The sequence below is a fragment of the Pseudoalteromonas sp. SWYJ118 genome, from assembly GCF_015864505.1.
Lineage (GTDB): Bacteria > Pseudomonadota > Gammaproteobacteria > Enterobacterales > Alteromonadaceae > Pseudoalteromonas > Pseudoalteromonas arctica.
In genome coordinates, this window is record NZ_JADYXC010000008.1 from 60,436 (window position 1) to 82,562 (window position 22,127).

Consider the following 22,127-nt stretch of genomic DNA (forward strand, 5'->3'; position numbering starts at 1 on the left):
ACATGGGCTTTATACCTCGTCTTGTAATTGAGACCTAATAAGTCGCTTTGTATTTTTACTATTGCCAAGATTAAGTTGAAATTTACAACTTAACGAGGAAAGTAGATATGAAATACGCTATCAAGGCACTTGTAATAATTTCTATATTTGTATTTTGCCACTATGTAATGAGGCAGTTTTGGGGAGAAGGTTGGTCTAGCTGGTTGTCTGAACTTGATAATCTAACTGGCATTTTATTTACCCCCGCTAAATATACTTTTTTATATGGACCGTTAGTTATTGCGGCTATTATTTTGTTTAAACAAAGTGAGCCTTTTGAATCTATAGGGCTTAATTCTTCTGGTTTTATTAACTATGCACTCGCAGCAATTATTTGTTGTGCTCCTATGGCAATAGGTTATGGATTTTTGAGTGATGAACTTAACCTATCAATACCAGCAATAATCACCGGCTCAGTTTATGCGGGTTTTTTTGAAGAGCTAATTTTTAGGGCTGCATTGTTTGGTGTTTTATTTAAATATAGTAGATGGGGCTTTGTGCCTGCGGCATTAATTAGTTCAGTAATATTTGGCCTGGGTCATATTTATCAAGGTAATGATGCGATTTCTGCATTGATGGCGGTTGCGATCACTACTGTAGCAGGTACATGGTTTGCGTGGCTATATTGTGAATGTGGTTATCGTATTTGGTTTCCTATGTGGATGCATATTTTTATGAATGCAGCTTACGGAATATTTGGTATGTCGGGTGGCGCAGTAGGTGATCTACAAGGTAACTTGTTTAAAGCAACAGCCATTGTGTTAAGTATTGTGTATGTTGAGATGCTAATTCGACGAGGAAAGCAGCGCGAAGTTACATTATCAAAATTATTTCAATGCACTAAAAGTGGCCTTTATACGCAACAAGCTAACTTAAATTGATTGGGAAACGACCATGCTAGAACTATTTATTGTAATAACTATATTTAGCTCACCCTTTGTGATTCTTACTATTACTAAACGTTATTTCACCTATAAAACTACAATAATGGCAGCGCAAGCAAAATTTAAAGGACTGAGTAATAATAAGATAACAAAATTAGAGGAACAAACAGCGATGTTGAACAAAAGATTGGCAGTGCTAGAGGAAATAGTAACATCTCGCCACTTTGAGTTATCAAATAAAATAGCTCAGTTATAAGCACTTTGATAAGTATGACCCAAACGTATGAGCCTATTAATTTATTAATAGGCTCATACTGCAATAAGGTTTATTTTTAATCATAAATTACGACCATAGTCTCTATTTCTAAGCTTTAGATCTTGGTGCATGCTTAATACATTAAAATTTATACTCTGTATTAAGGATTATTAGATGAAACATCAACTCGCAAAAAGTGTCGCGCTTTCATTATTGTCCCCGGTAATTATTGGTAGCTTGTTAGGATTGTATTATGCACTAACGCTACAGGGTGATTTCTTATCCGTATTTTTTCAACTATTGATGACTGCTATCTCAAATGCACATATTGTAGGCTTAACGATGGCGGCCTTTGTTGTGCCAGGGTATTTACTAATGTTTAAGTATTCTAAAGTTAATTATTCAGGTGTATTAACGCTTGGTTTGTTAGGTGGCGCTATATTTAGTTACTTATTAAGTGCCTCAACTGGCGAGATATTTTTGATTAATAGTGTTATGTCAGCATTTGCAGCCGGACTGTTTTTATTTGGTCTTCGCAAATCGATAAAAAAATAATCGTAGCATTATTAACCAAGCACGCTGATAAACGGTGTGATTTCCTTTTTTTTACCTCCAAAAGGTTCCAATTTTTCACGACAAAGAGTACCTTTAGCTACTGTATGTTTAATAAGAAGTAGTTTGGTATGCAAAAGCACGATTTTTACCAGTCATTAGTTAAGCAAACTGAATCGCTGATAGCTGGTGAATCTAATGTAATTGCCAATTTGGCAAACATAAGCGCGCTGTTATTTACCTCTTTAGAAGATGTAAATTGGGCGGGCTTTTACTTTATGGATTCTCCTACTGAATTAGTACTTGGTCCGTTTCAAGGTAATCCTGCATGCATCCGTATTCCCGTTGGGAAAGGGGTATGTGGAACAGCTGCGGCAACCGCTGAAACACAATTAATTGAAGATGTTCACGCTTTTGACGGGCATATAGCCTGCGATGCAGCGTCTAACTCTGAAGTGGTTGTACCTATCATGAAACATGGTAAAGTATTCGCAGTACTAGACATTGATAGTCCAAGTATTGGCCGATTTGATGCTGATGATAAAGCTGGCCTTGAAGCATTAGTGAAATGCTTAGAGGCGAGCCTGTAATGAAAGATTTGCTAAATGTTCAAGACTACCTATTTGCTGTGCAAGATGTTGGCGACTGGGAAGGCGAAGAAGAGCATGTAGCGGAAACGCTCAATGATTTAATTCATATTGCATGGGATCGTCTTCCAGATGATTCAGAATGTGAATTTATTGATGAAACAATTAATGGTATTTGGGAACACCTTCGGGGTGATATGGCTGTAATAGAAGCCGATTTCGAAGAGTTGGTCGACTGGGTAACACACTACGTCGATTCGTCCCTTGATGAAAAGATGTGAAAAATAGGTTCTAAAATGGAAACCACAAACAAGCTAAAAGATATTAATGAAGTGTTGGAATTTTTATATCAAGAATTCCCACAATGTTTTAAACAAAAAGATGGCATCAAGCCGCTTAAAGTAGGTATTTTTAAAGATATTGCTGAGCGTATTGAAGGGTCTGAAAAAGTAAGTAAGACTCAAGTTCGTCAAGCGCTTAGAAAATACACGTCTAATTGGCGTTATTTAGAAGCTGTGACAAAGTCAGAGTTTCGTATTGATCTTGATGGTAATCAAGGTGAAAAAGTTGAGCAAGAGCATATCGACCATGCACAAAAAGCATTGGAAGAAAGCCGTGCTAAAATGGCAAAACGCAAAAAACAACAGCGTCCTCGCCAAGATTCTGATTCTAAATCTTTCAAGAAAAAACCAGCTCATGCTAGCAAAGCAGGCGATAAAAACGCACCTGCAGCTAACAAACCTGCTAAAGCAGCGCCAGTTAAACGTTCAGGAAAAATTGAACCTTTACCAGCAACTGAGGTCAAGGTTAATAATAAGGTTAAGGTTAAACTTGGCCAAGCACTTGTAAATGCAGTAATCACTGAAGTGAACAAAGATGACGTTCATGTTGAATTAGTGACTGGTATGCAAGTTAAAACCAAAGCTGACAGCTTATACATCGTTTAAGTTGTAAATAAATTAAGGAGTTGTGTATGAGTAAAAAGTTTACGCTCATTCCGTTAGTTGCTGCCCTGTTTTCAGGTTCATTATTTGCTGCTGTAGAAGCCGTTACAATTGACGATTTACCCCAGCTTAAGCAAGAGAGTCAACATGGTACTGCTAGCAAACGAGTGGCTAGCTTATTTGCTCGTTCACACTATACACCGGTTCGATTTAACGATGAGCTTTCTAGTAAAGTGTACGATCGTTATATCGAATCCCTTGATTTTAATAAAAGCGTTTTCTTAGCCAGCGATATTGCTTCTTTTGAGCAATATCGTGATGACTTTGATAACGCTATTACTACCGGTAAATTAGACTTTACGTTTGATATTTTTAACTTAAGTCTTAAACGCCGTTTTGAACGTTACGAGTATTCACTTACTTTACTTGAAAAAGAAATGACGTTTGATAAAGAAGATGAATACTTTTTTGACCGTGAAGATTCATCATGGCCTTTGTCACAAGCTGAGCTTGATGAAATTTGGCGTGAGCGTGTAAAGTACGACGCACTGCGTTTAAAAATGACGGGTAAAGATTGGGAAGGCATTAAAGAAGTGCTGACCAAACGCTATAAAAATGCAGAAAAACGTTTAGTACAATCTAATTCAGAAGATGCTTTTCAAATTGTTATGAATTCGCTAGCACGTAGTATTGAGGCGCATACGTCTTATTTATCGCCACGTCGTGCAGAGCAATTCAAAATGGATATGGACTTAGAGCTTGAGGGCATTGGTGCCGTACTAAGCCCAGATGAAGACTACACTGTTATTCGCAGCTTAGTGCCGGGAGGCCCTGCAGATAAAACAGATCAAATTAAAGCTGATGACCGCATTATTGGTGTTGCCCAAGATGGCGAAGAATTTGTAGACGTAATTGGCTGGCGTTTAGATGACGTAGTTGATTTAATTAAAGGTCCTAAAGGGACTAAAGTACGTCTACAGTATTTAAAAGGTGTTGACGCTCACGGCGCACCTAAAGTTGTTGAAATCACGCGTGATAAAATTCGACTTGAAGATAGAGCGGCTAAATCAGAAGTATTTGAAGCAAAATACTCTGATTTAACAAGTAAAGTTGGCGTGATTGAAATTCCAGGCTTTTACAATAATCTTTCGAAAGATGTAAAAGTTGAGCTGGCTAAGCTTAAAGAAGAAAAAGTTGATGGTATTATTATCGACTTACGCCAAAATGGTGGTGGTTCTTTATATGAAGCAACACAACTGTCTGGTTTGTTTTTTGACCAAGGTCCAGTTGTTCAAATTCATACCTTAAATAACCGTATTGAAGAGCAAAAAGATCGCGATGGTATAACTTATTACGATGGTCCTTTAACTGTTTTAGTTGACCGTTACAGTGCCTCTGCTTCTGAAATATTTGCAGCAGCTATGCAAGATTACGGCCGTGCGGTTATTATTGGCGAGCAGACTTTTGGTAAAGGTACTGTACAGCAGCACAAAGGCTTAGGCCGCGCTTACGATTTATACGATAATGCGCTGGGTAGCGTACAGTATACGATTGCTAAGTTTTATCGTATTAACGGTGGTAGTACGCAACATAAAGGTGTGATCCCTGATATTTCGTTTCCATCAGCAATTGATCCTGCAGAGTGGGGCGAAAGTAAGCAAGATAATGCACTTCCTTGGGACAGCATTGTTAAAGCGAAATACAAAAAATTAGGTAATTTAACACCTATTATTACGTACCTTGAGAAACAACACGAAGTACGAATTAAATCAGAACCAGAATTTGGTTATGTATTTAATGACATTACCTTATACAACGAAGAGAAAGACCGTAAAACTATCTCTTTAGTTGAAGCAGACCGTATTAAAGAAAAAGATGAAGGTGAAGCACGTGCACTTGTACGTACTAACGAGCGTCTTAAGCGTTTAGGTAAAGATCCGGTAGAAAACTTAGACGATTTACCTGAAGTAATTGAAGAGCTTGACCCATTTTTGGAAGAAGCTGCATTAATTACTCAAGATTATATTAATTATGGTCGTATAGCTAAGAAGTAACAACTGGTTTTACCTCTATAAAAAAGGCGCATTAGCGCCTTTTTTACTACCTAAAATTTACTAAATTGTTATAATATTTGATTACATAAAGTTGAGCTAGAACAATCATGCTCAATTAATGCGCTTTACGTGCTAAAAATAATAATTAAACACACAGTAAGTGTGTCTAGGAGTCTCTACTTTGAAGCTATTGGATGACAAACCAATCAAGCCCGCCTCGTTTTTTGATGCATTAATTCCTATCTCTGTATTAATTTGTTTACTTGGTGCTGCCGTTTACTTATTTGGTGATAACTCTTCATCAGGCCCTAACCAAATTGCACTTTTATTTGCTACTTTTGCAGCGGCTTTAATTGGGCTTAAAAACGGTTATACATGGAAAAAATTAGAACAAGCTATGATCGAAGGTATAACGCTTTCACTTGGCGCTATCCTAATTTTACTTATGGTAGGTGCGTTAATTGGCACTTGGCTACTTTCTGGAACTGTACCAACTTTAATTTATTATGGCTTGCAAGTTATAAACCCAAGTTGGTTTTATGCAGCGAGTTGTTTAATTTGTGGCATTGTAGCTATGAGTATAGGTAGTTCTTGGACTACTGCCGCTACGATAGGTGTTGCTTTATTAGGCGTTGCAACGGGTCTTGGACTTGAACAAACAGTTACAGCAGGCGCTGTTATATCTGGCGCGTACTTTGGTGATAAGTTAAGCCCGCTGTCTGAAACAACCAATTTAGCGCCAGCAGTTGTAGGCGCTGATTTATTTGAGCATATTCAACATATGCTGTGGACGACAGTACCAAGTTTTGTAATTGCGCTGATTATATTTATATTCATGGGCTTTAACGCAACTGCTTCAAGCGAAGCGGGGCGCATTGATGAAATAACGGCTATTTTACAGCAAAACTTTAATATTGGTTTTGAAATGCTAATCCCGCTAATTGTACTTTTAGTTTTAGCGATTAAAAAAATGCCAGCCTTTCCTGCTATCTCTATCGGTGCTGTTGTGGGCGCTGTTTGGGCCATGTTGTTTCAATCTGATTTAATTGCTAGTCAAATTGATGTTTCTCAAGGGCAGTTGGTTGGCTATTTTAAGCTTGTTTGGACGACGTTTTTTGATGGTTTTAGCATAAGTACAGGCGATGACAAAATGGACTCCCTACTCAGTGGTGGCGGTATGTCTGGAATGCTTACAACCACATGGCTTATTATGACTGCACTGATGTTTGGTGCCATTATGGAAAAAACAGGCCTTTTGGATATTTTTGTTAAAAGCATACTTAAAATAGCTAAAAGTACGGGATCGTTAATTGCGGCAACAATAGCAACGTGTATTGGTACTAACGTGATAGCGGCCGATCAATATATTGCAATTGTTGTACCTGGTCGTATGTTTAAAGATGAATATGAAAAACGTGGTTTGAAGCCTGTTAACTTATCTCGTACATTGGAAGATGGCGGTACAATTACCAGCCCACTAATTCCATGGAACACGTGTGGCGCATATATGCAAAGCGTTTTACTAATAAATCCTTTTGATTATGCACTCTACGCTTTCTTTAACTTAATTAACCCTGTTTTAGCGGTGGTTTATGCCTACTTGGGCATTAAAATTTTACGTATTAAGCCAAAACAATCCGCCTAATTTTAAACAGCTCCTTTTAACTTAAAAGGAGCTGTTTTGGAGTATCTATGACTGAATCAAGTAAACCTCAAGCACAATATCTTAAAGACTATAAAGCTCCTGATTTTTTAATTGACCACACAGAGCTAACCTTTGACTTACAGCCATTATCAACCAAAGTAAGCTCTTTGCTAACGCTTACGCGTGTTGGTGATAAAAAAGCACCTTTAGTGCTTGATGGTATTGATTTACGCTTACTGTCTTTATCTATTGATACGGTTGATATAACTGATTATGAAATTATTGGCGAGCAGCTAATAATTAATAACCTACCGGATAGTTGTCAATTAAGTATTGTGACCGAGATATCGCCTGAGACGAATACTTCTTTAGAGGGTTTGTATTTATCTGGCGGTGCGTATTGTACACAGTGTGAAGCGCAGGGTTTTAGAAAGATCACCTATTACATGGATCGCCCTGATGTACTTGCCACGTTTGATGTAACTATTATTGCCGATAAAAAGTATCTACAACTTCTTTCTAATGGTAATCAAGTAGACAGTGGTGAAACACAAGATGGTCGTCATTTTGTTAAATGGCAAGACCCATTTAAAAAGCCGAGCTATTTATTTGCACTTGTAGCTGGCGATTTTGATGTTTTAAAAGATACGTACACGACTAAAAGCGGCAAAGATGTAGAATTAGCATTGTTTGTTGATAAAGGTAATTTATCTAAAACACCCCATGCTATTGCCTCACTCAAAAAGGCAATGCAGTGGGATGAAGAACGCTTTAATTTAGAGTATGACCTTGATATTTATATGATTGTAGCCGTCGATTTTTTCAACATGGGCGCGATGGAAAATAAAGGGCTAAACGTTTTTAACAGTAAATGCGTATTAGCTAATCAAGAAACAGCCACAGATAAAGACTACCATACGATTGAATCCATTGTAGGGCATGAGTACTTTCATAACTGGACAGGTAACCGAGTTACTTGTAGAGATTGGTTTCAGTTATCGCTAAAAGAAGGGTTAACTGTATTTAGAGACCAAGAGTTCAGTAGTGATTTAGGCTCTCGTGCACTTAACCGAATTGATGCGGTCAAAGTTATGCGTACGCATCAGTTTAGCGAAGATGCAGGCCCTATGGCTCACCCAATTCGCCCTGAGAAAGTTATTGAAATGAATAACTTTTATACAGTAACTGTATACGATAAAGGTGCTGAAGTTATCCGTATGATGCACACATTACTGGGTGAAACTAATTTTCAAAAAGGGATGACGCTTTACTTTGAGCGCCACGATGGGCAAGCAGTTACATGTGATGACTTTGTAAGTGCGATGAGCGATGCATCAGGTGTTGATTTAGAGCAATTTAAACAATGGTACAGCCAATCAGGTACACCGCGTTTAAATGCAATTCAAGAATTTGATAGTAGCTCAAATACATACACTTTGACAATCGAGCAAACAGCGCCAGCTAATCAGCCAGAGAATAAAAAGCTTCATATACCTTTTGCTATTGAACTACTTGATGCCAATGGACAAAGTATTGCTCTGCAATATAAAGGTAAAAAGCTAGATCATGTACTCGATGTAACTAATGCGACTCAAATATTTAGCTTTGATAATATTTTAGAAAAGCCTGTTGCGGTTTTGCTAGAAGACTTTTCTGCACCTTGTATTTTAAACCAGCAAACAACAGAGCCCGAACTATTGCATATTATGCGTTTTGCGCGCAGTGATTTTTCACGTTGGGATGCACAACAGCAGCTATTCATTAAGGCGATTAAATCTCAAATCACCGATGCAACGAATAGCGTATTAAGCAGCGAAATTATAAATGCGCTACGTGTACTTATAAACACCAAAGAGGGCGATTTAGCTTTAATTGCAGAGCTGTTTAAATTGCCGAGTTTTGACACGTTAGCTGCTGAATTTGATGTAATACCTGTAGATGACATTATTGAAATAACAGAAAAGTTTGAGCAACAAATTGCTGATGAACTTGCTGATGAACTGCTTAGTTGCTACGAATCTCTTGAAGATGATGGGAGTATAAGTGCAAGCGCAGTTGCAAACCGTGCCTTGAAACAAATATGCTTACATTATCTAGCTAAAACGCAAAAGCCAGAAGCTGTAACCTTTATTAAAGAAGCGGCAAGCTCGACTAATATGACTAATGTACTTGGTGCCCTAAGCGCTGTGGTAAAAGCTTCACACCCTGTTAGAGACGAGCTTTTGAGTCATTTTGATAGTCAGTGGCGTCATGATGTTTTGGTGATGGATAAATGGTTTGCACTGCAAGCTATGCAATCGGGTAGTAATGCAATAGAGAATATTAAAGCACTTTACGAACACCCGTGTTTTGATTTTTCAAATCCCAATCGTGTACGTGCACTTGTAGGAAGTTTTAGCCATTTTAATACAGCGCAATTTCATCGGTATGATGCCCAAGGTTATGCGTTATTAGGTGATTTACTAATAAAACTTAATGCAATTAATCCACAAAATGCATCGCGTATGCTGACACCATTTATGTCGTGGAAGCGTTACGATGATGTACGCTCACAAGCAATGAAACTGCAATTACAGCGCTTAGCCAATTTAGATGGCCTAAGTGCTGACTTGTATGAAAAGGTTGAAAAAGCGCTCGCATAAATGATTGAGTATTATTTTACCCTAAGATTGAGCTATAACGAATGCATGGATTACTACCATGGTCGTTTTAGCTCATTACAAGTTGTAGAGGATGGCGGTAAAACGATTCGTTTTACCGCTACATATTTAAGGCCCTTCATTTCGAGCTTGGGTGTACGTGGCCGTTTTAGACTCTTATTAACCCCCGAAAACAAGTTTATCCGCCTAGAACGAGTGGCCTGACACTCGGTTTTTATGTTATATATACATAAAAATATTGTATTTTTGTTAATTTCAATTTGTCCTATTGTTAAATTACGTGTATAAATTATCTGGTACGACGTCTTACCAATACGTAAGCGTCAACCAGAATAAAAATATATGACAGATTTGAGCGCGTATTTGTAATTTTGCAGATTCGCTTCTATCGTTATGATTACACTAAAAACAATAACTTGATCACACAAAATGACCCGCGACAGGGGGGAACCAAAATGATAAGAAGATCGCTTTTTGTTAAAAATAAAATCGCTATAGGTTTAGCAGCCGCTAGTTTAGGTTTATCTGCAGCCAGTACTCAAGCTGTAACATTTGAAGCTGGGGGTTTTGATATTACCTTCGATTCAACCTTTTCATATGGGCAAAGTGTCCGTGTAGAAGACAGGGACTTTAGCTTAATTGGTAAAAGTAATAATCCAGCTTTTGACTGGACAGGTTACAACCCTGCGCTAAGTAACACTATTTACTCATCACAAGATGTATGGGCACAACCGGGCTCTTACTCAAACAATGGTGATGCGGGTAATTTAAATTTTGATAGTGGTGACTCATTCTCAAAACTATTGAAGGGCACACACGACCTTTCAATAAATAAAGATAACTACGGTTTGTTCACTCGCTTTATGTATTTTTATGACTTTGCATTAATGGATGGCAATCATGCATACTCAAATCCTACATCAGGGCAGGGTGTTGATCCATGTGACGATAAAGACACCAAAGCACAAAGTTGTGCCGACATACGTTTACTAGATGCGTTTGTATGGGCCGATTTTGATTTAAACGACGGAAATAATCCTTTATCTGTTCGTTTAGGTCAGCAAGTAGTTAACTGGGGGGAAAGTACGCTTATATCTCATGGCATTAACGTAAACCCGGTTGATATTGACAGATTAAAAGCACCAGGCGCTGAGCTTAAAGAAGCATTTATACCAATCGGTATGCTTTGGGCATCGCTTGGTATTACTGAAAACATCACGCTTGAAGGTTTCTACCAATATCAATGGCAAGAAACGCGTTTACCAGCAGCCGGCACGTATTTTTCTACTAATGACTTTGCAGCAGAAAATGGTTACCAACAAAATGTTCAATTAGGCTTTACGTCTAACCCTGATATTGATGTTGCTTTTTTAACGGATAGTTTAAATAACTTAACATCTGACTTTGCATTAGCAGCAGCTGCACGAGGCATAGATCCTTCAAGTGCCGAAGGGAGTGCTTTATTAGCTCAAATGTACCTTGCATATCCAACTAAGGTCGCGCTTAAAGGTAAAGGGGATAATGGTAAAACAGAACCTGAAGATGGCGGTCAGTATGGTCTTCGCTTAGGTGTGTTTTTACCTGAGTTTAATGATACTGAAATTGCGTTATACCACGTGAACTACCACAGTCGTCGTCCGCTTATCTCTGGTCGCGTATCAAACTTTTCTCAGGCTGCTATAGCTCAAGATTTAGCAATGATTATGACTACAGAGATTACCTCTGATAATGTGGCTGATTTAACTGCTTTTTCTAAAGCTGAAAACGACTACCCTGAAGATATTAAACTATACGGTTTAAGCTTTAACACCACTATTGGTGAAACAGCTTTTGCGGGTGAATTTGCTTTTCGTCAAGACGAGCCTCTGCAAATTGATGACGTAGAGTTACTTTATACAGCTATGCCAGAGCAGTTAGCGCTTGCCGGTATTCGTCCTGATTTTGCGGGTATTTCGCAAATGAGTTTTGGCGATGCTATAAGCTCTGTTGGAGCGGGTGAAGTTGCCAAGGGCTATATTGAACGTGATACATCTCAAATTCAATTTACGGCTACTCATTTATTTGGCCCTTCATTAGGGGCTGATAGTTGGGCTGTTGTTGGTGAAGTGGGTGCTGTAAAAATTCATAACATGCCAGAATATGACGAAATGCGTTTGAATGTATCTGGTACTGGCCGTAGTGGCGTTATTACTGGCCCAGGCACTACTGATTACTCAACATTACAGCTTGGTTTATCAAACGGTGCTGAAGAAAAATCATTTGCTACTGCATCTTCTTGGGGTTACCGCTTAATTGCTAAAGGTGATTATTATGACCTTTACGATGGTATTAACTTCTCTCCACGTTTTGTATTTTCTCATGACGTAAATGGTAATACACCAGATCCTATGTTCTTATTTATTGAAGACCGTAAATCTTTAGGTGCGACCATGAACTTTAACTACCAAAATGCGTGGTCACTTGATGTGAGCTACAACTCGTTTTGGGGCGGCGGCGGTATTAATACCTTCTCAGACCGCGATTACGTTTCTTTTAACTTAAAATATTCTATTTAGGGGTAACATTACTATGATTATAAAACCTACCCTCATTGCTACTGCTTTTTGTAGCTTGTTTGCAAGCAGCGCAGCCTTAGCTAAATTAAGCACTGACGAAGTTGCTCAATTAGGTCAAAATTTAACGCCATTGGGCGCAGAAAAAGCAGCGAATGCTGATGGTTCTATTCCAGCATGGAATAATGGCATTACATCTGCACCAGCAGGTTATGAACCGGGTATGCATCACCTTGACCCATATACCACTGACAAAGTGCTTTTCACTATTGATAAAAGTAATATCGAAAAGTACAAAGCCAATTTAAGTCCGGGTCAAATTGCTTTATTTGAAGCATACCCAGACACATTTAAAATGCCAGTGTATGAAACACGTCGCTCAGCGTCTTATCCACAGTTTGTTTATGACGCAACTAAAAAGTTTGCACCAACAGCTGAATTAGTTGAAGGCGGAAATGGTATTAAAAATACAGCAATTGGTATTCCTTTTCCTATTCCTAAAACGGGTTTAGAGGCAATTTGGAATCACTTATTACGTTACCGTGGGCAATCTATTGAACGTTTTGGTGGTCAAGCAGCACCAACGGCGTCAGGCTCTTATAACTATGTTGGCTTTGATGAACAGCTATTAGTTAAATATTCAGATCCGAGTGCAACACCCGCAGAGCTGCAAGACTCAAACATTTTGTTTAAGTTTAAACAAAGTGTTACAGAGCCTGCACGCTTAGCAGGTACAGCACTGCTTGTTCATGAAACGATGGACCAAATATTAACGCCACGCCAAGCATGGACTTACAACTCGGGACAACGCCGCGTTCGTCGTGCACCTAATGTTGCATATGATGCACCAGGAACAGCAGCGGATAGCTTACGTACTACTGATGACTTTGACATGTTCAATGGCTCACCTAATCGTTACAACTGGACGTTGAAAGGTAAGCAAGAATTATACATTCCTTACAACAGCTATAAGCTTCATAGTGATAAGTTAGAATACGATGACATTTTAATGCCTGGCCACATAAACCCAGAGCATACACGCTACGAAAAACACCGTGTTTGGGTTGTTGAAGCTAACTTAAAAGACGATACACGCCATATCTATAAAAAACGTGTGTTTTACATTGATGAAGATAGCTGGCAAGTACAGGTTACGGATATTTATGATAACCGCGACCAACTTTACCGTGTAGCAATGGCTTATGGCCTTAACTACTACGAAGTACCTACTCAGTGGAGTACGCTTGAGGTTTATCATGATTTAAATTCACGTCGTTATTTAGCAATTGGTTTAGATAACCAAGAAAAAATGTACGATTTTTCACAATCGTTTAACGATAACGAGTTTACGTCAAGCGCATTACGTCGCGCAGGTAGATAGTTAGAAGTTAGGCACTTAACGTATGTTAAGTGCCTTTTCCTTTCACATCGCGTTTGTCTTATACCAAATCGCGCAACGCTTTCCTCAGTATATAAAGACAAACAATTCTCTCGTTCAAGGCGATTAAAATTTATGAAGTATTTAGTATATGCCAGCCTGATCATAAGTGGTGCGAGTGTTGCTCAGGATGTCCCTGAAAATGCAATCAGTGCAATTAAAGCAGATAAAACCCTACTTACTGATATAACAAACACAGGTAACGGGCTAATTGCAGTAGGCAAGCATGGTACCGTTATTAAAAGTGACACTGGTAATAAATGGCAACAAGCTGAACTTGTACCGACTCAAGTGCTATTAACAGCTGTTGACTTTAGCGATGAAAATAATGGCTGGGCATGTGGACACGATGCCACCATTATCAATACTACCGATGGTGGTATTAATTGGCAGTTACAACAAGTTAAACCAGAACTAGATAAACCCTGCCTTGATATCCTATTTGAAGATGATTTAAAAGGTTTTGCAGTGGGCGCCTATGGTATGTTTTATCAAACCACCGACGGTGGTAAACATTGGCAAAAGCGCTTTTTAGATTCGTTACTGTTTAGTGATGACAGAGATTACTTAAACGATTTAAAAGAAAACGATCCCGAAGGGTATGAAGCAGAAACAGCTTCAATTTTACCGCACTTTAATCGAATCGAAAAAACAGATAACGGATTAATGTTGGTTGGTGAAATGGGTTTAATGGCCAGAAGCATTGATGATGGCGAAACTTGGCAAAGGATTGAGGAAATTTATCCTGGATCATTCTTTGCAGTTGCCTCTGATAGTACGCAAGAAATTGTAGCGGGGCTTCGAGGTAATGTTTTTGCTAAGCAAAATGGCGAACAAGAGTGGCAGCATTTCGAAAATGTAAAAACTGCGACGATCAACAACATCATTAATTACAATAACAAACAATGGCTCATGCTCGCCAATAGTGGCGTTATTTTTCATCTTCAAGATGGGTTACTCACCCATGAGCAGTTAGCCGATGGTAAAGCAATTTTAGATGGCGTGATTTTAAATAACAAACTAATCATGGCGACAGAAGATGGCATTAAAGTGAAGGAGTTAACCCCTTAATGCATAAGTTACTCGATTTTATTGAAAAGGCGATTTTTAGACATCGCTTAATTATGCTTATAAGTTTTGCGCTTATAAGCTGTTTACTGGTATTCAAAGCAACTCAAATTCAATTAGATGCCTCGTTTAATAAAAACATCCCGTTAAATCACGACTATATGAAAGTATACACTAAGCATGAAAAACAGTTTGGTGGTGCAAACAGTATTTTGATTTCAGTGTGTGATGACAGCGGCAATATATTTAATCCAGAGTTCTTTACTCAATTAAAAGCGGTTCACGATCAGCTTTATTTTATTCCTGGCGTAAATCGTCCATTAGTTAACTCTATATTTTCACCCAGTGCTCGTTTTGTTGAAGTAGTCGAGGATGGCTTTGCAGGCGGTCCAATTATTCCTGCTAACTTTAAAGCGGATACGCGTGGTTTAGGTGTTGTAAAAGAAAACATTGAAAAAGCAAAAGTGGTAGGACGTATGATTGCCAGCGATTACTCGTGTGCAATGGTAACGGCCCAGCTTTTAGAAACAGATCCTCAAACTCAACAAAAATTAGACACTTTAGCTTTTGCACAAAAGCTAGAAAGTGATTTAAGAGAACCTTTAAGTACAGATAAAGTAAGTATTCATATTATTGGTTTTGCAAAAATGGCAGGTGATATAGCTGAAGGCGCAAAAGGCGTGGTTGTATTTTTTGCCATTGCTATCGCCTTTACATTTATTATGGTTTGGCTATTTTGTGGTAGTTTGAAGTTAACCATTTTACCTATTGCCTGTTCTATTATTGCAGTTGTTTGGCAACTTGGCCTGCTTTCAAGTTTAGGCTTTGGCCTTGACCCTATGTCTATTTTGGTACCGTTTTTAGTATTTGCGATTGGTGTAAGCCATGGTGTGCAGATGATAAATGCGATTGGTAAAAAAGTAGGTGAAGGAAAAAGTACCCGTATCTGTTGTCAGTCAAGTTTTAGGGCTCTATTAATACCCGGTGGTATTGCACTACTTTCAGACACTGTCGGCTTTTTAACATTACTTACTATTGATATTGGTATTATCCGCGAACTTGCTATTACAGCGAGTTTAGGTGTAGCCGTCATTATATTTACTAATTTAATTTTACTGCCAGTTTGGGCATCGTACATGAACTTTGAAAACAGTGTACATATTCAATCTGGCGACGCTGCAAAGCCTAACATGCTTGATAAAATTAGAGACCTTCTTGTAAAAGCTACAGATCCTAAAGTAGCTAAAATGATTATTGGTTTTACCCTTGTTTTATTTGCACTAGGTTACTGGCAAGCAGATAAAATGCGTATAGGCGACTTACACGCAGGCGCGCCATCTCTGCATCAAGATGCGCGTTATAATCAAGATACATTTTTAATATCAGACAAGTACACTATTTCGTCAGATATCTTAAAGGTAATAGTAGAGGCATATCCTGCAGCATGTACTGAACATGATGTGATGCAGAGGATTAGCCGTTTCCAATATAAAGTAGAAAATGTGACCGGTGTGCAGTCTGCTGTTAGTTTGAGTTCTGTAGCTCAATCGGTTAACGCAGGGTACAACGAAGGCAATCTGAAATGGCAGAGTTTGCCACGAAATTCAGCAAGCTTAGTACAGTCAACATCTCGAGTAGAAACGAGTACAGGCCTACTTAACGGGGATTGTTCTGTTATGCCTGTGATTATATTTTTAGATGATCACAAAGCACAAACTATCGATACTGTGATTAAAAGTGTTAAGCAATTTGCTAAAGAAGAGGGCACTGATAAATTAGCATTTAAATTAGCGTCTGGCCCTGTTGGTGTAATGGCAGCGACTAATGAGTCGGTTGCAGAGGCGCAAATACCAATGATGCTTTACGTTTATGGTGCCGTTATTATTTTATGCCTAATGAGCTTTAGAAGCGTAAAAGCAACAATAGCCGTAGTATTGCCGCTTTATATTGTATCAACACTTGCACAAGCACTTATGGTTCAATTAGAAATAGGCTTAACCGTTTCTACACTGCCTGTAATTGCGTTAGGTGTTGGTATTGGGGTTGATTATGGTATTTATATACTGTCGTCAATGATGGGGCAGCTTAAGCAAAACGTACCATTAAGTGTTGCTTATCGTAATGCACTTGTTGAGCGTGGTAGTGCTGTATTGTTTACAGGGATTACATTAGCTATTGGTGTGAGTACGTGGATATTCTCAGATCTTAAATTCCAAGTTGATATGGGTATATTGCTAACCTTCATGTTTTTAGTAAATATGTTAGGTGCGGTATTGTTATTACCCGCTATTGGTAGCCTTCTCTGGACTGACCAGAAAAAATAATGTGAATAATTTTGCTCCTAAATGGCCTGTAAAGGCCATTTATATCTACAATTTGTGAATAGATGACCAAATAGCTGAAATGCTTAAAATGTTTTCATCGAAAAGGCTGTTTATTAGCTGCAAAAGGGTTAGAATTTGATTGACTCCACGCTAATGAATAGCTGTACAAATTTCTGCTCCTGAGCAGTAATAGATTAAGGAACATACAATGACACGAAATGAAGGCCAAGCCTCGGTTATCCTAGATAATGTCTGTAAGCTGATCCAGAAAAAAGTTCGCGCTGATAATGTGTTACTCGTTGAGAAATTCGCCAAAGCCTTGTACAGCAACATGTCTAAAGAGGATTTGGCAAATCGCAACGATAGTGACCTATATGGCGCAGCATTAAGCCTTTGGAACGCACTAGAAAAAAATACTACCGACGACGCTGTTATCCGCGTTTTCAACCCTGAAGTGGCAAAAGATGGCTGGCAGTCATCGCATACAATTGTAGAAATTATTACTAAAGACATGCCGTTTTTAGTTGATTCTGTTCGTATGGCCATGACTCGTGAAAATATCGCCTCTCACTTATTACTTCATTGCCCATTAAAAATTAAGCGCGATACAAACGCTAAAATTTCTGGATTATCAAATTTAAAAGCAGAGCAAGAATCTTCATCTACTAAAACAGTATTCTTTATTGAAATCGACCGTCAGACAGATTCTTCTGTGATTGAGTCTTTCAAAAAAGAGTTAGAATCGGTTCTTGTTGATGTGTCAGTTGCTGTTGATGATTGGCAACCAATCCGTAAAAAATTGATGGCAGTGACCAAAGAGTTACCTAAGCGTCATCATAATAAAACAAAAGAAGAAGTGTCAGAAACAACTGAGTTTTTAGATTGGTTAGCTAAAGATAACTTTACCCTAATGGGTTACCGTGAATATGAGCTAAGCCCAGTTCAAGGTGATTACCAATTAAAAGGTAAAATGGAATCAAGCCTTGGCTTGATGAAAAATTCTACTGAAGAACACACACGATTATTATCAGAATTACCAGAAGTTGCTCGCCAAGAAGCACGTAGCAGCAACTTATTGATCTTAACTAAAACTAACTCTGTTTCTCGCGTTCACCGCCCAGCTTACATTGATTATGTAGGTATTAAGCGTTTCGACGATGAAGGTAATGTAATTGGAGAAGACCGCTTTATTGGTTTGTTCTCATCAAGCTTTTACAATAACAGCGCTACTGATGTACCCGTATTAAAAAGTAAAATTAATCGCATTATGGAAATGTGTGACTTTGCTAAAGGCACGCACGCTTACAAAGCTGTTTTAAATATTTTAGAAACCTACCCACGTGATGAGCTTGTTCAAGCGCGCGAAAGTGAGCTACTTGAAGTTGCTATGGGTGTTTTACAAGTACAAGAGCGTGATATGTGTCGCTTGTTTGTACGTAAAGATGCGTATGGTCGCTTTTTATCTTGCATGGTTTATGTACCTCGCGAGCGTTACAACACAGCCCTGCGCCGTGAAACGCAAGATATATTAGCTAATGCATTTAATTCTGACGATAAAGTCGAATTTACTACTTATTTCTCTGAGTCAACACTGGCGCGTACACATTACACCGTTCGTGTGACCGACAACAAGATCGAATATAACGTGAAAGACATCGAAAACAATTTAGTAGAAGCTGCGCGCACGTGGGAAGATAAACTTCAGTCTGCACTTTTAGAGTCAGCGGGCGAAGCACGTGGTAACGATTTAAATCGTAAATATTGTAATGCGTTTGCACGCTCATACAAAGATGAAGTACTGCCAAGTGCTGCGGTTGTTGATATTGAAAAGTTAGAACTACTTAGCGATGAAAACAAGCTAGAAATGCTGTTCTACCGTCCTCAAGAAGAAGCAAACAGTAATATTGTACGATTAAGCTTATTCCATAAAGATGAGCCAATTCACTTATCTGATGTTATGCCAATGCTTGAAAACTTTGGTCTGCGCGTTGTTGGTGAAACACCATATTCAGTTAAAACTAGCGATGGTCGTATTAACTGGATCATGGACTTCTCGATGCTTATTGACAGCAAAGGGATGGCAGACTTTGATAAAATTTCAGCACGTTTTCGCGCTGCATTAACAAATGTGTGGGGCAACCGCCTTGAAAATGATGGTTTTAACCGTTTAGTGTTAATGGGTGGCCTAACTGGCCGCGAAGCCTCTATTTTACGTGCTTACGCTAAGTACATGCGTCAAATTGGTGTAACGTTCTCACAAAGTTACATTGAAAGCACATTTGCAAATTATCCAAACATTGCAGCGCAAATTGTTAATTTATTTGCTAAAAAGTTCTCAGTTAAGAGCCCAGCAAGTGCTAAAACACTTGAAAAGTTAAGTACGCAAATTTACTTAGAACTTGAAAACGTAGCAAACCTTGATGATGACCGTATTATACGTTTATACGTAGATATGATTGTTGCGACGCTACGAACTAACTATTTCCAAAAAGACGATGCAGGTCAGTTTAAGTCTTATGTTTCGTTTAAAATACAGCCTAGTTTAATTCCGGATGTACCGCTTCCTCTTCCTGCGTTTGAGATTTTTGTATACTCTCCGCGCGTTGAAGGTGTGCATTTACGTTACGGTAAAGTAGCGCGTGGTGGACTGCGTTGGTCTGACCGTCGTGAAGATTTCCGTACTGAAGTACTTGGCCTAGTTAAAGCACAACAAGTTAAAAATACAGTAATTGTGCCAGTTGGTTCTAAAGGTGGTTTTGTATGTAAACAACTACCTAGTGAGCGCGAAGCGTTTATCAAAGAAGGCCAAGAGTGTTACAAAATCTTTATCCGTGGTCTTCTAGATATTACAGATAACATAGAGCGCGGTGAAGTAGTGCCAGCTCGTGATGTTGTTCGCCACGATGAAGATGATGCTTACTTAGTAGTTGCAGCCGATAAAGGTACCGCGACTTTCTCTGATATCGCAAACGGCATTGCTAATGAATACAATTTCTGGTTAGGTGATGCATTCGCATCAGGTGGCTCGGTTGGTTACGATCATAAGAAAATGGGTATTACAGCTAAAGGCGCATGGGAGTCAGTTAAACGACATTTCCGTGAAATGGATATCGATTGTCAAACTACCGACTTTACGGTAGTTGCAATTGGCGATATGGCTGGTGATGTATTTGGTAATGGTATGTTGTTATCTAAGCATATTCGTTTACAAGTTGCCTTTAACCATATGCACATTTTTGTTGATCCTAACCCAGATGCTGCTACTTCTTACCCAGAGCGCGAACGTTTATTTAATATGCCGCGTTCATCTTGGGAAGATTACAACAAAGAGTTAATTTCTGCCGGTGGTGGTGTTTTCTCTCGTGCTGCTAAATCAATTACGCTCAGCCCAGAAATGAAAAAAATGTTGGGTACTAAAAAAGCAAGTATGACCCCAAATGAGTTAATGAAAGCTTCATTGATGATGGAGTTCGATTTACTGTGGAATGGCGGTATTGGTACATACATTAAAAACTCTAAAGAAACTGATGCAGATGTAGGGGATCGTGCAAACGATGCACTACGTATCAATGGTAGAGATTTAGGCGCTAAAATAATTGGTGAGGGCGGTAACTTAGGTGCAACTCAATTAGGTCGTGTTGAATTTGCAGCTAAGGGTGGTCGTGTTAATACTGACTTTATTGATAACGTAGGGGGCGTTGCCTGTTCAGATAACGAAGTTAACATTAAGATTTTACTTAATGGCTTGGTTGCTGAAGGTGACTTAACACGTAAACAACGTGATGAGCTACTTTATTCAATGACAGATGAAGTATCTGAATTAGTATTAAAAGACTGTTACCGTCAAACACATACTATTTCAATTACGCAGTCTAAAGGTACTTCAACGCTTAAAGAAAAGATTCGTTTTATTCATGCACTTGAAAAAGATGGCAAGTTAAACCGTGCTATTGAGTTTATTCCAAGCGATGAAGAATTGGCAGAACGTGCAGCCGCAGGTAAAGACTTAACTCGCCCTGAGCTTTCAGTGCTAGTGTCTTACGCAAAAATGGTATTAAAAGAGTCTTTAGTAAGTGATGAAATTACTGAAAACCCTTACTATCGCCAATTGCTTGTGAAGTCATTCCCACGTCCTCTACGTGAGAAGTTTAACGATGCGATGAACAACCATCCACTTCGTAAAGAAATTATTGCAACTAAACTTGCTAACAGTATCGTTAATGATATGGGTTTAAACTTCATGGTACGTATGCATGAAGAAACCGGTGCCAACGAAGCTGAAATTGCAATGTGTTACTCAATTGCTAGCGAAATATTTGAAATGCGCGATACATGGTCGTCTATCAGCGCACTGGATAATAAAATACCAGCAGCGGTACAAACTGAAATGCTTTACCAACTTCGTCGTACTGTTCGTCGTACTACGCGTTGGTTCTTACGTCATCGTAATAAGTCACAAACGATTGAACAAGGAATTGAGTTCTTTGCGCCAACATTTAAAGATTTAAGCGATAATTTAAATACGTACATGATTGAAAAAGAAAATGACCGTATTGTAATTGAAGCTAATAAGTTAATTGATGCCGGCGTTCCTGCAGATATAGCTAAGCGCATTGTTTCGTTATCAAGCTTATTCTCTGTGATGGATTTAGCTGAAGTTGCTAATAATTCAGGTAAGAGTATTTCGATGGTATCGAATACTTACTTTAAACTAGGCGCGAGAATGGGTCTGCATTGGTTCTTAGAGCAAATAACTAAGCAACCAGTAGCAAATCATTGGCAAGCACTTGCTCGTTCATCTTACCGTGAAGAGCTTGATTGGCAGCAACGTACGTTATCTGAAGTGGTGCTAAATAGCTTTGAAGGTGACGAGAGCGATGTTGATAGTCAAATAGATGAGTGGATGGATAGCCAAGATTTATTACTTCAGCGTTGGAAACAAATGTTGGCTGAGTTTAAAACATCACAAAGCCATGACTTTGCTAAGTTCTCAGTTGCACTTCGTGAACTTATGTTATTAAGTCACAACTGTGATACATCAGGAAAATAATTTAGCTTTAATCAGTTATTTGTTTAGTAAATAAATAACTGATTGTTAAAATTGTTATACAATACCTCAGCCTT

At 38.6% G+C, this 22,127-nt stretch carries 15 protein-coding genes; all 15 read left to right on the forward strand.

Going from position 1 to position 22,127, the window contains the following annotated elements; genetic code table 11:
• Positions 1 to 107: 107 nt before the first annotated feature.
• The 15 genes from I6F48_RS09850 (at position 108) to I6F48_RS09920 (ending at position 22,053) form a co-directional block, all read left to right on the forward strand.
• Positions 108 to 920 carry a CPBP family intramembrane glutamic endopeptidase gene (locus I6F48_RS09850; protein ID WP_165741348.1) on the forward strand — a complete coding sequence of 271 codons (813 nt, stop codon included), beginning with the start codon at positions 108 to 110 and terminating at the stop codon, positions 918 to 920.
• Positions 921 to 933: 13 nt separating this feature from the next.
• Entirely contained in the window at positions 934 to 1,179 is a 246-nt protein-coding gene (locus I6F48_RS09855) for a hypothetical protein (protein WP_165727867.1), read from the forward strand.
• Positions 1,180 to 1,353: 174 nt separating this feature from the next.
• On the forward strand, positions 1,354 to 1,734 hold the full coding sequence (locus I6F48_RS09860; protein ID WP_197119326.1) for a hypothetical protein: 381 nt from the start codon (positions 1,354 to 1,356) through the stop codon (positions 1,732 to 1,734).
• A 128-nt stretch (positions 1,735 to 1,862) separates the two neighbouring features.
• Positions 1,863 to 2,321 (forward strand): GAF domain-containing protein, encoded by a 459-nt coding sequence (locus tag I6F48_RS09865; protein WP_007586917.1) that lies wholly within the window; start codon positions 1,863 to 1,865, stop codon positions 2,319 to 2,321.
• Complete coding sequence (locus I6F48_RS09870; protein ID WP_002961910.1) at positions 2,321 to 2,599, forward strand: hypothetical protein; 279 nt, start codon at positions 2,321 to 2,323, stop codon at positions 2,597 to 2,599. Before I6F48_RS09865 ends, I6F48_RS09870 begins: the two co-directional genes overlap by 1 nt.
• A gap of 15 nt (positions 2,600 to 2,614) precedes the next feature.
• Entirely contained in the window at positions 2,615 to 3,265 is a 651-nt protein-coding gene (proQ, locus tag I6F48_RS09875) for an RNA chaperone ProQ (protein ID WP_007586916.1), read from the forward strand.
• Between the two features lie 26 nt (positions 3,266 to 3,291).
• On the forward strand, positions 3,292 to 5,316 hold the full coding sequence (prc, locus tag I6F48_RS09880) for a carboxy terminal-processing peptidase (RefSeq protein WP_165741349.1): 2,025 nt from the start codon (positions 3,292 to 3,294) through the stop codon (positions 5,314 to 5,316).
• A gap of 181 nt (positions 5,317 to 5,497) precedes the next feature.
• Positions 5,498 to 6,961 carry a Na+/H+ antiporter NhaC gene (gene nhaC, locus I6F48_RS09885; RefSeq protein WP_007586912.1) on the forward strand — a complete coding sequence of 488 codons (1,464 nt, stop codon included), beginning with the start codon at positions 5,498 to 5,500 and terminating at the stop codon, positions 6,959 to 6,961.
• Between the two features lie 47 nt (positions 6,962 to 7,008).
• Positions 7,009 to 9,603, forward strand: a complete 2,595-nt coding sequence (pepN, locus tag I6F48_RS09890) for an aminopeptidase N (RefSeq protein WP_165740272.1) — start codon at positions 7,009 to 7,011, stop codon at positions 9,601 to 9,603.
• Positions 9,604 to 9,825 (forward strand): DUF2835 family protein, encoded by a 222-nt coding sequence (locus I6F48_RS09895; RefSeq protein ID WP_149592249.1) that lies wholly within the window; start codon positions 9,604 to 9,606, stop codon positions 9,823 to 9,825. It abuts the gene before it with no gap.
• A gap of 251 nt (positions 9,826 to 10,076) precedes the next feature.
• Positions 10,077 to 12,176, forward strand: coding sequence for a DUF1302 domain-containing protein (locus tag I6F48_RS09900; RefSeq protein ID WP_165740270.1), 2,100 nt, complete (start codon positions 10,077 to 10,079; stop codon positions 12,174 to 12,176).
• A gap of 13 nt (positions 12,177 to 12,189) precedes the next feature.
• The gene (locus tag I6F48_RS09905) at positions 12,190 to 13,554 is read left to right on the forward strand and encodes a DUF1329 domain-containing protein (RefSeq protein ID WP_165740268.1); all 1,365 of its coding nucleotides are present in this window, start codon (positions 12,190 to 12,192) and stop codon (positions 13,552 to 13,554) included.
• Positions 13,555 to 13,686: 132 nt separating this feature from the next.
• Positions 13,687 to 14,682, forward strand: a complete 996-nt coding sequence (locus I6F48_RS09910; protein ID WP_165740267.1) for a WD40/YVTN/BNR-like repeat-containing protein — start codon at positions 13,687 to 13,689, stop codon at positions 14,680 to 14,682.
• The gene (locus I6F48_RS09915) at positions 14,682 to 17,003 is read left to right on the forward strand and encodes an efflux RND transporter permease subunit (RefSeq protein WP_197119327.1); all 2,322 of its coding nucleotides are present in this window, start codon (positions 14,682 to 14,684) and stop codon (positions 17,001 to 17,003) included. The genes I6F48_RS09910 and I6F48_RS09915 overlap by 1 nt, the downstream gene beginning before the upstream one ends.
• Positions 17,004 to 17,211: 208 nt before the next feature.
• A complete protein-coding gene (locus I6F48_RS09920; RefSeq protein ID WP_197119328.1) occupies positions 17,212 to 22,053 on the forward strand; it encodes an NAD-glutamate dehydrogenase in 4,842 nt (1,613 codons plus the stop codon).
• The last annotated feature ends 74 nt before the right edge of the window (positions 22,054 to 22,127 follow it).

Coding starts and splice junctions, on each gene's coding strand:
- I6F48_RS09850 (WP_165741348.1), top strand. CDS start 108: ATGAAATACGCTATCAAGGCACTTGTAATAATTTCTATATTTGTATTT.
- I6F48_RS09855 (WP_165727867.1), top strand. CDS start 934: ATGCTAGAACTATTTATTGTAATAACTATATTTAGCTCACCCTTTGTG.
- I6F48_RS09860 (WP_197119326.1), top strand. CDS start 1,354: ATGAAACATCAACTCGCAAAAAGTGTCGCGCTTTCATTATTGTCCCCG.
- I6F48_RS09865 (WP_007586917.1), top strand. CDS start 1,863: ATGCAAAAGCACGATTTTTACCAGTCATTAGTTAAGCAAACTGAATCG.
- I6F48_RS09870 (WP_002961910.1), top strand. CDS start 2,321: ATGAAAGATTTGCTAAATGTTCAAGACTACCTATTTGCTGTGCAAGAT.
- proQ (WP_007586916.1), top strand. CDS start 2,615: ATGGAAACCACAAACAAGCTAAAAGATATTAATGAAGTGTTGGAATTT.
- prc (WP_165741349.1), top strand. CDS start 3,292: ATGAGTAAAAAGTTTACGCTCATTCCGTTAGTTGCTGCCCTGTTTTCA.
- pepN (WP_165740272.1), top strand. CDS start 7,009: ATGACTGAATCAAGTAAACCTCAAGCACAATATCTTAAAGACTATAAA.
- I6F48_RS09895 (WP_149592249.1), top strand. CDS start 9,604: ATGATTGAGTATTATTTTACCCTAAGATTGAGCTATAACGAATGCATG.
- I6F48_RS09900 (WP_165740270.1), top strand. CDS start 10,077: ATGATAAGAAGATCGCTTTTTGTTAAAAATAAAATCGCTATAGGTTTA.
- I6F48_RS09905 (WP_165740268.1), top strand. CDS start 12,190: ATGATTATAAAACCTACCCTCATTGCTACTGCTTTTTGTAGCTTGTTT.
- I6F48_RS09910 (WP_165740267.1), top strand. CDS start 13,687: ATGAAGTATTTAGTATATGCCAGCCTGATCATAAGTGGTGCGAGTGTT.
- I6F48_RS09915 (WP_197119327.1), top strand. CDS start 14,682: ATGCATAAGTTACTCGATTTTATTGAAAAGGCGATTTTTAGACATCGC.
- I6F48_RS09920 (WP_197119328.1), top strand. CDS start 17,212: ATGACACGAAATGAAGGCCAAGCCTCGGTTATCCTAGATAATGTCTGT.